This is a genomic window from Streptomyces sp. NPDC001606, from assembly GCF_053596835.1.
Map to the genome: position 1 here is coordinate 1 of NZ_JBSFHC010000033.1, position 14,121 is coordinate 14,121.

The 14,121-nt window shown below is 73.7% G+C and carries 14 protein-coding genes; all 14 read right to left on the minus strand.

Going from position 1 to position 14,121, the window contains the following annotated elements; genetic code table 11:
* Window positions 1-156: 156 nt before the first annotated feature.
* The 14 genes from ACWCV9_RS36190 to ACWCV9_RS36255 all read right to left on the minus strand — a co-directional run bounded on the left by ACWCV9_RS36190 (window position 157) and on the right by ACWCV9_RS36255 (window position 14,121).
* The gene (locus ACWCV9_RS36190) at window positions 157-1,134 is read right to left on the minus strand and encodes a Gfo/Idh/MocA family protein (protein WP_450793099.1); all 978 of its coding nucleotides are present in this window, start codon (window positions 1,132-1,134) and stop codon (window positions 157-159) included.
* Window positions 1,134-2,528 carry an NDP-hexose 2,3-dehydratase family protein gene (locus tag ACWCV9_RS36195; protein ID WP_450793101.1) on the minus strand — a complete coding sequence of 465 codons (1,395 nt, stop codon included), beginning with the start codon at window positions 2,526-2,528 and terminating at the stop codon, window positions 1,134-1,136. Before ACWCV9_RS36195 ends, ACWCV9_RS36190 begins: the two co-directional genes overlap by 1 nt.
* Window positions 2,525-3,829: a lipopolysaccharide biosynthesis protein RfbH gene (gene rfbH / locus ACWCV9_RS36200; protein ID WP_450793103.1), complete on the minus strand. Its 1,305-nt coding sequence runs from the start codon at window positions 3,827-3,829 to the stop codon at window positions 2,525-2,527. Before rfbH ends, ACWCV9_RS36195 begins: the two co-directional genes overlap by 4 nt.
* Before the next feature lie 52 nt (window positions 3,830-3,881).
* Entirely contained in the window at window positions 3,882-4,826 is a 945-nt protein-coding gene (locus tag ACWCV9_RS36205) for an NAD-dependent epimerase/dehydratase family protein (RefSeq protein ID WP_450793105.1), read from the minus strand.
* Window positions 4,823-5,803, minus strand: a complete 981-nt coding sequence (gene rfbB / locus ACWCV9_RS36210; protein ID WP_450793107.1) for a dTDP-glucose 4,6-dehydratase — start codon at window positions 5,801-5,803, stop codon at window positions 4,823-4,825. The genes ACWCV9_RS36205 and rfbB overlap by 4 nt, the downstream gene beginning before the upstream one ends.
* A complete protein-coding gene (locus tag ACWCV9_RS36215) occupies window positions 5,800-6,867 on the minus strand; it encodes a glucose-1-phosphate thymidylyltransferase (protein WP_450793109.1) in 1,068 nt (355 codons plus the stop codon). The genes rfbB and ACWCV9_RS36215 overlap by 4 nt, the downstream gene beginning before the upstream one ends.
* A gap of 34 nt (window positions 6,868-6,901) precedes the next feature.
* Window positions 6,902-7,075: a hypothetical protein gene (locus ACWCV9_RS36220; RefSeq protein ID WP_450793111.1), complete on the minus strand. Its 174-nt coding sequence runs from the start codon at window positions 7,073-7,075 to the stop codon at window positions 6,902-6,904.
* The gene (locus tag ACWCV9_RS36225) at window positions 7,072-7,563 is read right to left on the minus strand and encodes a nuclear transport factor 2 family protein (protein WP_450793112.1); all 492 of its coding nucleotides are present in this window, start codon (window positions 7,561-7,563) and stop codon (window positions 7,072-7,074) included. The genes ACWCV9_RS36220 and ACWCV9_RS36225 overlap by 4 nt, the downstream gene beginning before the upstream one ends.
* A 15-nt stretch (window positions 7,564-7,578) precedes the next feature.
* Window positions 7,579-8,562 carry an alpha/beta hydrolase gene (locus ACWCV9_RS36230; RefSeq protein WP_450793114.1) on the minus strand — a complete coding sequence of 328 codons (984 nt, stop codon included), beginning with the start codon at window positions 8,560-8,562 and terminating at the stop codon, window positions 7,579-7,581.
* A 5-nt stretch (window positions 8,563-8,567) separates the two neighbouring features.
* Window positions 8,568-9,134, minus strand: a complete 567-nt coding sequence (locus tag ACWCV9_RS36235; protein ID WP_450793116.1) for a nuclear transport factor 2 family protein — start codon at window positions 9,132-9,134, stop codon at window positions 8,568-8,570.
* 124 nt (window positions 9,135-9,258) lie between these two features.
* Window positions 9,259-9,465, minus strand: a complete 207-nt coding sequence (locus ACWCV9_RS36240) for an acyl-CoA carboxylase epsilon subunit (protein WP_450793118.1) — start codon at window positions 9,463-9,465, stop codon at window positions 9,259-9,261.
* Window positions 9,466-9,542: 77 nt separating this feature from the next.
* A complete protein-coding gene (locus ACWCV9_RS36245; protein ID WP_450793120.1) occupies window positions 9,543-11,654 on the minus strand; it encodes an ATP-grasp domain-containing protein in 2,112 nt (703 codons plus the stop codon).
* Window positions 11,654-12,913 (minus strand): ATP-grasp domain-containing protein, encoded by a 1,260-nt coding sequence (locus tag ACWCV9_RS36250; RefSeq protein WP_450793122.1) that lies wholly within the window; start codon window positions 12,911-12,913, stop codon window positions 11,654-11,656. The genes ACWCV9_RS36245 and ACWCV9_RS36250 overlap by 1 nt, the downstream gene beginning before the upstream one ends.
* Window positions 12,910-14,121, minus strand: a complete 1,212-nt coding sequence (locus ACWCV9_RS36255; RefSeq protein WP_450793124.1) for an MFS transporter — start codon at window positions 14,119-14,121, stop codon at window positions 12,910-12,912. The genes ACWCV9_RS36250 and ACWCV9_RS36255 overlap by 4 nt, the downstream gene beginning before the upstream one ends.

Below are 14,121 nucleotides of genomic sequence, written 5' to 3' on the forward strand. Positions count from 1 at the left end.
AAAGAAGCGGTCTCCGAGGTGAACCGGTCACCGGTGAGCTGCATACCGTCACCCGAGTCCCCCGCGAACCGGATGATCACCCGGTCCAGACGCCGGACTGGCTTCGACTCGTTCTTCATCACATTCCGGTCCACTGGTTCTCCATGACACTGCGGTTCATGACACTGCGGTCAGCTCTCTGTGGGCCGTCTGCCGGATCTCCGCGAGGAGTTCGGCCTGGCGCAGACAGCGCTCGTCGGGTACGGCACGGGCGGCGACGGCGGCCGCGAAGGCACGGACCGCCGCCAGGACCTGGTCGGCGGGCTCCAGTTCCCTGATCTCGACACCGGACCGGCCCTCCAGGCGCACCCGGGGCCGGTGGTCGGCCGGCGGGGTGAAGGCCCGGTCCACCGTCAGCCGGCCCTCGCTGCCCCAGATCTCGTAGCGGGAGCCGTAGGCGTGGTCCAGGCCGAACGTCAGCTGGACGCCCACCCCGTCCGGGCCGCCGAGCAGCGCCGAACCGGAGGTGTCCACCTCGTCGCCGGAGCCGGTGTGCAGCCGGGCGCCCAGCACCCGCAGCTCGTCGCCGAGGAAGTGCAGCGCGGCCCGGACCGGGTACACGCCGGTGTCCAGCAGGGCGCCGCCGCCGAGGCCGGCGCTGTAGCGGATGTCGCCCCGGGGCAGCCGGGGCACCGCGAACTCCGCGCGGAAGGCGCGGACCTCGCCGATGACGCCGTCCGCGATCCAGCGTCGTACGGTCTCGTGCTGGGGGTGGTGGACGAACATCACGTTCTCCGCCAGGACCAGCCCGGAGCGGCGGGCCAGGGCGAGCAGGGCGGCGGTGGCCGCCGGGTCGGTGCTGAGCGGCTTCTCGGCGAGCACGTGCTTGCCGGCGCGCAGGGCGGCCTCGGTCCAGCGGGCGTGCAGCGCGGCGGGCAGCGGCACGTACACCGCGTCCACGTCGTCCCGTTCCAGCAGCGCGGCGTAGCCGTGCACGGGCCGGGCGCCGTACTGCTCGGCGAGGGTGCGGGCCCGGTCCGCGTCGCGGCCGGCGATCGCGGCGATCTCGATGCCGTCGGCGGCCGCCATGGCGGGCAGCAGCCGGCGCCGGGCGATGTCCGCGCAGCCGAGCACGCCGATCCGAAGGGATGGCATCAGGTGTGTGTCCTCATCGCGTTCAGGCAGGCGAGCAGGGTGCGTCCCTGCACATTGACGTAGTGGCCGTGCCGGACGAGCGTGGTGAGCTGGGCCGGGGTGACCCAGCGGTAGCCGGGCGGCGGGTCGAGCGGTGCCTCGTCCGCGTCGGCCTCCACGATCAGATAGCGGCTGACGGCGTCCAGGAAGCGGCCGCCCTCCTCGGCGTGCACGGCGTCGTAGCGGATCCGCGCCGGGTCCGCGTTCAGCACCAGGTCGAGGAAGGGCGGGCGGTCCGCCGCGTCCAGGTGGGCGTAGTTGCCCGGGGTGTACTGGACGGTGGGGCCCAGCTCGACGGTGTCCAGGAAGCCGCCCTCGACGCGGGCGTGCGCCAGGACGTGCGGCACCCCGCCGATGGTCCGGGTCAGGAACGCGGTCACGCCGGTCCCGGCCGGGGCGAACAGCGGCTGGGTCCAGCCGCTGACCTCGCGGCTGCCCGCCTGCACCCGGACGGCCACGACGTCGAAGTAGCGGCCCTCGGTGTGGCTGATGGTGTGCTCGTCGCGCCGCCAGCCGGGCAGCCCGGCCAGCGGGACCCGGCGGACGTGCAGGTCGTGCCGGGAGCGTTCGGCGGTGAACCAGGACAGCAGCTCGGTGTCCGAGTGCAGCGCGCCGCCGTCCGGGTCGGGGAAGGGCGCGCAGGCCAGTACGGTCCGCGAGTCCATGTTCACCACGTTGTCCCGGTGCAGCAGTTCGCCGATCTGGCCGAGGGTGAGCCAGCAGAAGTCGTCGTGCGGTTCGACGTCCCCGATCGCCTCGACGATCATGTTGCGGTTGCTCTTGTGCAGGAACCAGGAGCCGTGCTCGGACTGGAGCGCGTCGGTGAGGACGCGGCCGCGGCGCGGGTCGGTGAAGTACTCGATGTAGCGGACGTCGGCGCCCCGGTGCACCTTGGTGTAGTTGCTGCGGGTGGCCTGCACGGTCGGCGACAGCTGGAGCAGGTTGGGGTTGCCGGGCTCCATCTTGGCCTGCATCAGGAAGTGCAGGACGCCGTCGAACTCCTTGACCAGGATGCCGAGGATGCCCACCTCGGGCTGGTTGATCGTGGGCTGGTACCACTCCTGCTCGGCGTCCCCGGCGGTGCGGACGTGCAGGCCGTGCACGGAGAAGAAGCGGCCGGTGTGGTGCACGAGGTCGCCGGTGCCGTCCTGGAAGTGCCAGCCGTCCAGCTCGGCGAAGGGGATCCGGTCGACCTGGAAGCGGTGGGCGCGGCGGCGTCCGTCGAGCCAGTCGGCGAAGTCCTCGGTGCGCAGCCCGGCGCCGGTGGTGGCGGCCGCGGAGCGGGCGATCCTGGCCGGCAGCGCGGTGTCCTGGCGGGGCTTGAGCAGCTTGCGCGTGAGGGTGGGCGCGGTCATGAGTGGGCCGCCACGAACTCGCGCACGGAGGCGATGACGTAGTCGAGCATCTCGTCGGTCAGGCCGGGGTAGACGCCGATCCAGAAGGTCTGCTCGGTGACGATGTCGCTGTTGGTCAGCTCGCCGACCACGCGGTGGTTGGTGCCGATGTAGGCGGGGTGGCGGGTGAGGTTGCCCGCGAACAGCCGGCGGGTGCCGATCTTGCGGTCCTCCAGGAAGTCGACCAGCGCGGCCCGGGAGAAGGGCGCGTCCGGCTGGACGGTGAGGACGAAGCCGAACCAGCTCGGGTCGCTGTTCGGGGTGGCCTCGGGCAGCAGCAGGTGCGGGGTGCCGTCCAGGCCGTCGCGCAGCCGCCGCCAGTTGCGCTTGCGGGCCTCGGTGAAGTCGTCCAGCTTGGCGAGCTGGGTGAGGCCGAGGGCCGCCTGGAGGTCGGTCGCCTTCAGGTTGTACCCCACGTGGGAGAAGATGTACTTGTGGTCGTAGCCCTCCGGCAGGGTGCCCATCTGGTACTTGAACCGCTTGAGGCACTTGTTGCTCTCGCCGGGCTCGCACCAGCAGTCCCGGCCCCAGTCGCGCAGCGACTCCACGATGCGGGCCAGCGCCAGGTTCGAGGTGAGCACGCAGCCGCCCTCGCCCATGGTGAGGTGGTGGGCCGGGTAGAAGCTGACCGTGGTGAGGTCGCCGAAGGTGCCGGTCAGCCGGCCGCGGTAGGTGGAGCCGACGGCGTCGCAGTTGTCCTCGATGAGGAACAGGTCGTGGTCCTCGGCGAGCTGGGCGATCTCGGCGACCTCGAAGGGGTTGCCCAGGGCGTGCGCGATGATGATCGCCCGGGTCTTGGGGCCGATGGCGGCGGCGACCCGGTCCGCGGTGGTGTTGTAGGTGCCCAGCTCGATGTCGACGAAGACCGGGACCAGGCCGTTCTGGAGGATCGGGTTGACGGTGGTGGGGAAACCGGCCGCGACCGTGATCACCTCGTCGCCGGGGCGCAGCCGGGTGTCCTCCAGCAGGTGCGAGGTGAGCGCGGTGGTCGCGAGCAGGTTGGCCGAGGACCCGGAGTTGGTCAGATGGGCCTTGCGGCGGCCGAGCCGGCGGGCGAACCGGGACTCGAACAGCCGGGAGCTGCGGCCGGCCGCGATCCGCATCTCCAGGGCCGCCTCGACCAGCGCCACCCGGTCCTCCTCGTCCAGGACGGCGCCGGAGGGCCAGATCTCGGTGGTGCCGGGGACGAAACCGCCGGTGGGCTGGGTGTCCCGGTGGTACTTGCGGACCTCGTCCAGGACCAGTTCCTTGTGGACGCTCATGGTCGCCTTCCTGCGTCGGAGTGGGTGGTGTGTCGTTTCCGCCGTGCGTGCTTCACACAGGGGCGAGCCGGGTGGCGGTCAGCAGGTCCCGGAGGGACTCGTCCAGCTCGCGTCGGGGGTGCCAGCCCAGCAGGCGCCGGGCGCGGGTGATGTCCGTGCGCTGCCACTCGGTGGTGGAGCGGGTGCCGTCGGCGGGGGCCTCTTCGACCAGCCGTACGGGCAGTCCGCTGAGCGCGATCATCCGGTCCACCAGTCGCCGTACCGGTACGGCCTCGCCGCGGCCGATGTTGACGAGCAGCCCGGCGGCCACGCCCCGCGGGGCGCCGGCCGCCGCGAGCACCGCGTCGGCCGCGTCGCGTACGTCGACGAAGTCGCGCATCGCGCGCAGCGGGGCCAGCCGCAGCTCGCCCGGGGCCGCCGGGTCGGCGGCCTGGCGGGCGAGTTCGGCGGCGACCTTGCCCAGCAGGCTCTCCGGCGGGGCGCCGGGCCCGCAGGCGTTGGCGACCCGGACCACGACCGCGTCCAGGCCGCCGCGCGCCGCGTCGAGCACCCAGCGGGTGCCGGCCAGCTTGGTACGGCCGTAGGTGCCGGCCGGTGCGGCCGGCAGGTCCTCGGTCAGCGGGACGCCGGCCGGGGTGGGGCCGTACTCGTGCACGCTGCCGAGCTGCACCAGCCGTACCGGGGCGGGCAGTTCGGGCAGGACGGTGACGAGGCGGCGTACGAACGCGTCGTTGAGTTCGCGCATCCGCTGCTCGTCGGCCTGCCAGACGGTGCCGGCCGCGTTCACCACCACGTCGGGGCGGTGGGCCGCGAGGAACGCGGCCAGCCCGGAGGCGGTGGCCGCGGTGAGGTCGAACGCGGCCCGGCGCCCCGCCGCGTCGGGGGGCGCCGTCCGGGACACCCGGAGCACCCGGTCGCCCGCGGCCTCGAAGGTGTCGGCGATGTGCCGGCCCAGGAACCCGGTGGCGCCCAGGACCAGCACCCGGCGGCCGGTCACAGCCGGGCCGCCCGGTCCTTCGCGGCCTTCCACCACTGCGGGTTGTCGCGGTACCAGGCCACGGTGTCGGCGAGGCCCTCGGCGAACGGGACCCGGGGGGCGTAGCCGAGTTCCTCGCGGATCTTGGTCTCGTCCAGCGAGTACCGCCGGTCGTGGCCCTTGCGGTCGGCCACATGGCGGACCGCGGACCAGTCGGCGCCGCACAGCTCCAGCAGCCGCTCGGTGATCTCGCGGTTGGTCTGCTCGTTGCCGCCGCCGACGTTGTAGACCTCGCCGGCCCGGCCGCGGGTCAGCACCAGCTGGATGGCCCGGCAGTGGTCGTCCACGTGCAGCCACTCGCGCACATTGCGCCCGTCGCCGTACAGCGGCAGCTCCCTGCCCTCCAGCAGGTTGGTGACGAACAGCGGGATGAGCTTCTCGGGCGTCTGGTAGGGGCCGTAGTTGTTGGAGCAGCGGGTGATCGACAGGTCGACGCCGTGGGTGCGCCAGTAGGCGCGGGCGATCAGGTCGGAGGCCGCCTTGGACGCCGCGTAGGGCGAGTTGGGCAGCAGCGGCCACTCCTCGGTCCAGGATCCCTCGTCGATCGTGCCGTACACCTCGTCCGTGGAGACGTGCACCACGCGCGGCACACCGGTGCGCAGGCAGGCCTCCAGCAGGGTCTGGGTGCCGTCGACATTGGTGCGGACGAAGTCGGCGGCCGACTCCAGCGAGCGGTCGACGTGCGACTCGGCCGCGAAGTGCACCACGGCGTCATGGCCGGGCAGCAGGTCCAGCAGCAGCGGCAGGTCGCAGATGTCGCCCTCCACGAAGTCCAGCCGCGGGTGCCGGGCGGGGAGGTTGTCGCGGTTGCCCGCGTAGGTCATCTTGTCCAGGACGGTGACCCGGGCGTCCTCGTAGCCGGGGTAGCCGCCGTCCAGGAGGGTGCGGGCGTAGTGCGAGCCGATGAAGCCGGCGCCGCCGGTGACCAGGATCCTCATGCCGCCACCTCGATCCGGGTGTGGTCGCCGACGACCAGCCGGTGGTGCGGGCTGCGGCCGTCGCCGGGGCCGATGGTGGCCATCCGGCCGATCAGCGAGCCGTGCAGCCCGCGGACCTCGGTGACCGTGGAGCCGTCGAGCGCGATGGACGACTCCAGATGGGTACGGCGCAGCACGCAGTCCCGGCCGATGGAGGTGTCCGGGCCGATGTCGCTGTGCTCGACCAGGGTGCCGGCGCCGATGATCGCGGGGCCGGTGATGTGCGAGGCGACCACCCGGGCGCCCTCCTCCACGACGACCGGTCCGACCAGGACGCTGCTGGCGTCGACCTCGCCGCGCACGCTGCGGGTGAGGCCCTCCAGGAGCTTGCGGTTGCAGTCCAGGACGTCGTCGGCGCGGCCGGTGTCCTTCCAGTAGCCGCCGTACTCGCTGGCGGCGACCCGGGCGCCCTGGGAGACCAGCCACTGGATGGCGTCGGTGATCTCCAGTTCGCCCCGGGGGCTGGGCTCGATCGCGGCCACCGCCTGGTGGATCGCGGGGGTGAAGAAGTAGACGCCGACCACGGCGAGGTCGCTGCGCGGCTGCTCGGGCTTCTCCACGAGACGCTCGACGTAGCCGTCCGGGCCGACCTCCACGACGCCGAAGGCGCGCGGGTCGGCGACCTTGTGCACGACGATCTGCGCGGCGGGCCGCTGCTCGGCGAACTCGCGGGCGATGTCCTCGACCCCGTCGGGCAGCATGTTGTCGCCCAGGTACATGACGAAGTCGTCGTCGCCGAGGAAGTCCCGGGCCAGCGCGACGCAGTGGGCGAGGCCCAGCGGCTCGTCCTGCGGGATGTAGGTGACGTCCAGGCCCAGCCGGGAGCCGTCGCCGATGACGGCGGCGATCTGCGGGGCCCGGTCGCCGACGATGATGCCGACCTCCGTGACGCCGAGGGCGCGGACGTTGTCCAGGACGTGCTCCAGGACCGGCTTGTTGGCTATGGGGATGAGCTGCTTGGGCATGGAGTAGCTGAAGGGCCGCAGGCGGGTCCCCGACCCGCCCGACAACACCAGGGCTTTCATGGCAGTTTGTTCCTCTCGGACGCCGGGCGGCGCATCAGTCGATGCCGCGGAAGATGTGGCGGTCGGGGACGTCGCGCTCCTCCCCCGCGAGGAGCGCGGGCCGCTCGGTCGCGGGTTCGGACCGCGGCGCGGACTCGGATACGGGCGGGGCGGGCTGCTCGCCGCGGAGGGCGCCGGGCTGCTCGCGCTGGAGGAGGCCGGGCGTCATGCGCGCCCTCCCTCCGCGGTCCACAGCACGCTCACCGTCAGCTCGGCGATCCGCCAGCCGGCGGGGGTGCGGGTCGCCCGGATGTCGTAGTGGGCGCCGCCGGCGAACAGCGGGGCGGAGGCGTCGTGCGGGATGTGCACGGCGTGGATGTTGGCGCGTACCGAGGCGCGGTCGCCCTGGAGATCGATGACGCTGTTGGTGGCGTAGTGCTGGTTGCCGGCCCAGTGGGCCCTCGGCGCGGCGAAGAAGTCGGGGAGGCCGGTGACGCCCTGGTGGGTGCCGTTGGGGAGGTTCAGCCGGACGTCCTCGGTGAGGATCTCGCGGTACTGGTCCACGGTCGGCGCGTCGGCGGAGTCCAGCCCGTGCACGAACCGGTCCACGAGTTCGGCCAGCCGGGCCCGGTCCTCCAGTTCACGCAGCCGGTCCTCCAGCTCCGCGAGCCGGTCGGCGGCGGGGGCGGCCACCGGGGTGGTGAGGGACGAAGCCATTACGGGTCTCCTAGGTCACGTCGTCGGTGTTCCGGCGGGGCCGTGGGCCGGCGCCGGGTGCGGGCGCGGATGGCCCGGCCGCGCGGGCCCGCCGCCGAGGCAGGGCAGCGCCGCGTCCTGGGCCAGGAGGCATTCCTCCAGGAAGCTCAGGACGCGCAGGTGGTAGGTGCGGGCCGCCCAGCCGAGGCTGATGTTGTGGCCGGCGTCGGGCTGGAGGTCGACCGTCACCCGCGGCGCGGCCAGCGGCCGGCGCAGCTCCGCGACCGCCTCCTCGTCGAAGCGCCACCAGCGTTCCTGCTCGGCGAAGGTGAAGCGCACGGGGACGCGGATGCGGGCGGCCAGCGCGGGATACAGGGCCGGCCAGTGCAGGGACTCCCGGGTCTCCGCGGCCGGGATCGGGGACACCAGCGCGCGGCCGAGCCGGAAGGCGTCCGGCGGGTAGAGGCGCAGCGCGCCCCAGTGCCGCCGCCAGTCGCCGTGCCCGGCGATCCCGGGCAGCTGTTCGGGGGTGACGGCCAGACAGGTGCCGACGCCGGAGACGTCCACGCCGAGCAGCCGGGCGCCGTCCTCGTGGGCGGCGGCGGCCAGCGCCAGCTTGCCCCCGTTGGAGTGGCCGACCAGGAAGAACCCGGCGCCGACGGGGTGCTCGCGGGCGTAGGCGTCGAGCGCCGCGTGCAGGGTCTGGGCCTGTGCCGCCAGCGGCAGCCCCTCGGGGAGCCGCTCGGCGGACAGGCCGTAGCCGGGGCGGTCCAGGGCGAGCACGGTGTAGCCGAGTTCGGCCCCGGTGACGAGCAGGGACAGTCCGGGCCGGGCCCGGCTGTCGAAGTATCCGGCGCGCATCCCGCCGCCGTGCACCGCGACGACCACCGCGCGGGGCGGTCGGTGGGCCGGTTCGGCGAGCAGTCCGGAGAGCTGGACGCCGGCGGCGTCGAGGACGACGTCCCGCACCACCGGGTCCGTGGCGGCGAGGGGCCGTTCCGGGGCGAGGGGTTCGGTCATGGCCGTCACATGACCGGGGTTCCGTCCGGACCCGGCCCGTCGGCCCAGGTGGCGGTGAAGCCCCACTCGCTCAGCCGCCAGCCCTCGGCGGTGCGGACCGCCTCGCCGACGCCGAACCCGCCGAGCTGGAACAGCGCGCCGATCCGGTCGGGCCGCTGCGGGGCGGGCCGGTGCACATGGGTGGTGACCATGTGGCAGCGCACCCGCGCCCGGTCGCCGTCCAGCTGCACGATGTGGTTGCCGCTGAGGTGGATGGTCCGGGCGAAGCGGATCTTGGCGCGGTAGTGGAACTCGGCGACCCCGGCGAGGCCCTCGTGGGTGCCGATCGGGAAGTGCAGCCGCACGTCCTCGGTGAAGACGGTGGCCGGCCAGTGCGCGTCGAAGCCGTGGTCGTCCTGGGTGTCCAGCAGGACCGTGTAGCGGTCGAGCAGCGCGCTCAGCTCGGCGCGGTCGGTCAGCCGGCGCACCTCGCGGCGCAGCGCGGCGAGTTCGTCGGTCAGCCCGTGCAGGACGGCGGCGTCGCTGACGAGCACGTCCTCGGGGCCGGTGGTGTGGTGCGGTGCGATGGTCACGTCTCTCGTGCTCCCTGACTCGGTTCTTTCTCCCTGACTCGGTGTCACAGGCCGGGGCCGGCGACCGCGAGCAGCGCGGCCACGGTGATGGCGGCCCAGGCGATGCGGGCGGCGAGGAGTGGGCTCACGGCTGTCCGGCCGGGGTGGTGTGGCGCCAGCTGCGGGCCATCGCGTGGCCGGGGGGCTGCCAGCGGGGGGTGGGGGCGGGCGGTTCGTCGCCGGCGGCGGGTGCGGCCGCGGTGCGGGCCATCAGCACCAGGGCGAGGGCGGCGAGTTCCTCGTCGGTGGGGGTGCCCTTCTCGACGCGGATGGTGTCAGTGGGTGCGGGCATGGTGAGTCCTTCGTGGGTCGGCGGGCCGGGGCGCGGTTCCCGGAGGTGAGGGGATCCGCGCCCACGACTGCCCGGTGCTACGGCGCCAGCGTGAAGATCCCCGTCTCGTTCAGCTGCTGGAAGTACGCGATGTCCGCCAGCAGCTGCGCACGGTCGGGGTTGCGCAGCCACACCGTGTAGGCGCCGCCCGCCCCCGCCTCCTGGGAGACGTACGCGCCCGGCTCGGGGCACTCCGCGTCGCCCGCGTACGACGGCCGGGACCGGATCTCGTCGAGGAACTCGATCCGGGCGAGCCGGCCCGGCCGGTGCACCACGAACGAGTAGTCGCCGACGTGCACGTCCGGCGCCTCGACCAGCCAGGAGGCCAGCGTCGGCAGCGGCTCGCGCGCGGCCCGCGGGGCGAACTTGACGATCTTCATCGACAGGGCGGACTCCGGGACGTCCGGGGCCTCGCCGTCGTAGCCGTCGATGACCAGCTCGAAGTGGACCGGCCCGTCCCCCGTCCCGGCCACGTCGACCACCTTCTGGAGGCGCCGGGTCAGCAGCGGGACCAGGGCGGAGCCGGCGGGCACGTCGGCGACGCTGGTCAGGATCGACTGGGCACCCGAGGTGATCTCGAAGCACTCCCAGCAGTCGGCCAGCGTCAGCTCGCCCCTGCGGACGGTGCCGTTGGCGAAGTAGGGCCGCCCGGGCAGGTAGTCGTGGGCGACCACCGCGCCGCCCCGCTCCCACAGCTCGGCGAGCTGCTCCTCCGGGACCGGCGGGCCGTCCGGGCGGTGGAACAGCGCGGAGCCGCGGTCGGCGGAGAACTCCGGGCGCAGGACGACCGTGCCGGTGCGGCCCGCGAGATGCGCGGCCAGCTCCTTCGGCCCGGTCAGCACGGTGAGGTCGAGCGCCAGCTCCGGGTCGACGGAGGCGATCAGCGCGCGCTCCGCGACCTTGCTGCGGCCGCCGGTGTGCGGCACGGCCCGGACCCGGAAGTCCGCGGCGGTGGCCCGGATCGCCTCCTCCACGGCCGCCGAGGAGGCGCCCCGGAACCGGAAGCGCCCGCCGACGTGCTCGTAGTAGGAGTCGGCCTCGGGCAGCACGTCCCCGCGGGCCAGCAGCGCCTCGGCGTACGGGCCGGGGGTGCGGCCGGTCATGGAGGTGATCTCGGTGATCCGGCAGGGCCGTTCGGCGGGGGCCGGGGCGAGCAGCCAGCCGCCGACCTCGGTGCCGGCGTCGGCCGGTGCGGGGGCGGGCGGGAGGCCCAGCTGGATCCGGAACGCGGTCTCCACCAGGTCGTAGCCGTGCAGTTCGCGCCAGACGAACGGGATCTCCGCTCCCCCGGCCCGCGCGCCGACCTCCAGGAAGGCGCAGTCGCCGGTCTCCCGGTCCACGAAGAGTTCCAGGTGGAAGACGGTGGCCCGGGTGGACAGGGCGCGCAGCACGCGCACGCTGTAGTCGGCGATGGCGGACCGCAGGGCCGGGTCGCTCTCCTCCACCGAGCCGAGCACCGTGCCGCCGCGGAAGTCCAGGCAGGTGTTGAGGTAGCGGGAGGCGCGGACGACGGCCAGCTCCTCGCCGGTGAACACGCCGTCCACGTGGTAGATCGGGCGCGGGTCGTAGGCCTGGGCGAGGAGCGGTCCGTCGGCCGGGGCAGGGTCCTCGGCGTCCTCGGGGCCGTCCAGCCGCCGTACCCCGGCGCTGGAGCTGCCGGCGAGCGGCTTGACGATCAGCGGCCAGCCGTGGGCGGCGCCGAAGGACCGTATCTCCTCGGCGGTGCGGACCAGGGCGAAGGCGGGCACCGCCAGGCCGGCCCGGGCGACCCGGTCGGCCATGGCGTGCTTGTCGCGGAAGTGGGCCAGGTCCTGCGGGCGGGGCCCGGGGCAGCCCCACTCCTCGCGCAGCCGGGCGCCCACCAGCAGGTCGTCCTCCTTGAGGGCGACGACATGGTCGGGGCCGCCGTGGACGGCGGCCAGCTCGCGGACGGCCGCGGCGACCGCGGCGAGGTCGTCGGTGGCCCCGACGGTGCGGAGATCCGCCGCCCCGTCGGGTACGGCGGCCCGGCCGACCTCGGTGGTCACATAGGTGACCCGGTCGGCCGCGTGGTCCACATAGCGTTCGTACGCGGCGTAGTGCTCGGCCCACCGGTTGACGACGACGATGTGCCGCCCGGTGCGTGCCCCCTGCGGCGGGGTGGCGGCCATCAGCCCTCCTCGGGTTCGAGGTCGTAGAAGCCGGTGCCGTCGAGGTAGCGCACGGTGCCGGCGTCGCGCAGCACGACCTCCTCGGTCTCGTGCATCAGCCACATCAGCGCCGGGTAGGTGGTGTCGTCCACGGTGCGGCTGATCCGGTCGCCGGGCTGGACGTAGATGCTGAGGTCCTTGAAGCTGTCCAGGTTGCGGATCGCGTCCAGGTCCCGGTAGCCGCGCAGCACGCCCTCGACCGGGGAGACCAGGGCCACGTTGGCCACGACCTGCCGGCGCTGGTAGTCCTCGTGGGCGCGGGCGTGGAAGCGCTCCGGGTCGAGGTAGGCGTCCACGCTCCAGTCGAGCTGGGACTCGCCGGCCGCGAGCTGGGCGTAGTACGGCAGGTTGCCGCCGCAGATCCGGGCGCCGACCTCGACCAGCACCGGGCCCGCGTTGGTCATCTTGATCTCGACGTGCGCCGGGCCGTGCCGGATGCCCAGGGCGTCCAGGACGCGCCGCGCGTAATCGGCCAGCCGGTCCTGGACGTCGCCGCGGCTCGCGGTCAGGTAGGCGGAGTCGTTGAGGTCCTGCACGCCGTTGGCGAGGATGCGGGTGGTGCGCCAGATCTCGCAGACGTGGTGCACGCCGTCCCGGCTGACCGTGTTGAGCATGTACTCGGTGCCGGCCAGGTACTCCTGGGCGACGACGGCCGTGTTCACCTCGGAGAACACATTGGGCGCGCCGAGGATGCGCCGGTAGGCGGCGACAGACTCCTCGGGGGTGTCGCAGAAGGAGACGTTGTCGCCGGCCGCGCTGCGGACGGGCTTGAGGACCACCCGGCCGCCGATCGACTCGTGCCAGGCGACGAGTTCGTCCTCGTCGCGCACCAGCAGCTGGCGGGCGGCCGGGACGCCCGCGGCGCGCAGGGTCTCGATCATCACGTACTTGTCGCGGCGGGCCTCGCTGAGGGCGGTGCCGTTGGTGGGCAGGCCGAGCGCCTCGCTGAGCGCGTCGGCCAGCTCGACGCCGATCTCGCCGCCGGCGACCACGGCCACCGGCCGGTAGCGGCGCACCGCGGCGACCGTCTCCGCCAGGTCGCCGCGGTGGATGATGTTCTCGACGTAGTTGTCGACGTCGAAGGAGGACCGGTAGACCTCGGGCACCTCCACCGTGCTCTGTACGCGCACCAGCGAGGCTCCGGCCTTCTCGAACTGGGCGGCGAGCAGCCGGGTCGGGGCGTACGAATCGACGATGACGACATGCGGTGCGGAGGTCACTGGGGGCTCCCTACGGTCTCGGGTTCGGTGCTGGTGGCGGAGGCGGGCCGGTCGGACCGGGCGGTCGTACGGCGCGCCACCGGCCAGGTGATCAGGGCCACCGCCACGGCCAGTCCGCCGACGGTGGCGAACCCGCCGGCGGGGCCGGTGTGGTCGAGGGCGAGGCCGGCGGCGAGGCTGCCCAGGGCGGTGCCGGCGGTCATGGCCACGGAGTACAGGCTCATCACCGTGGCCCGGACGGAGTCGTCGGCGTGGCTGCTGACGGCGGCCGCGGTGGAGGCGAAGGTCGGCGCGTACAGCAGGGTGGCCGGGATCAGCGCCAGGCCCAGCCACAGCGCCCCGTGGGCGAGGCCGAGCGGGGCGGTGGTGACGCCCATCAGCAGCAGGATCAGGGCGGCCGGCGGGCTCTTCTTCAGGCTGCCGTAGAGCAGGCCGCCGACGATGGAGCAGATGCCGCAGCCGACCAGCACGGGGCTGGTCCAGCCGACCTGCCCGGCGTCCTTCAGGCTGCCGACGATGGCGAGTTCGGTGCCGGAGGAGACCGCGCCGGAGACGAAGACGCAGGCGAGCGCGGCCACCAGACCGGCCGTCAGATAGCCCCCGGGCCGCTCCCCGGCCCCGGCGGGAGCGGCCTTGCGGGTCACCGGGGGGTTGCGCAGCGCGATGGCGCTGCCGCTGACCAGCAGCAGGGTGCCCACGCCGAGCAGCGCCTGCCCGGTGGACAGCTGGGTGGAGACGAGGACCGCGAGCGCGGGGCCCGTCATGTAGGAGATGTTGGTGAGGATGGAGTCGACGGCGAACGCCGTGTGCTGCTGCTCCTCCGGCACCAGGCCGGAGATGGCCAGCCGGCCCAGGGTGGAGCCGGGCACCAGGACCAGCCCGGACAGCAGGGCCGCGACCACCAGCACCGGGTACGGCAGCAGCGGCGCGAGACCCCAGAACAGGGCCTGGCCGACGGTGGCCACGACGAACAGGGGCCGCAGCCCGCGCCGGTCGATCACCCGGCCCTGCACGGGCGCGCCGATGGCGACACCGACGGTCCAGGCGCCGGTGACCAGACCGGCCTGGGCATAGCTCAGGTCGAGTCCGACGGTGACGCGCAGCGTCAGGACGATCGGGATGGCGACGACCGGGATCTTGGCCAGCAGGCCGAGCAGCAGCACGGGTTTCAGCCCGCGCACGCTCAGCACCTGACGGTATGTCTGCAC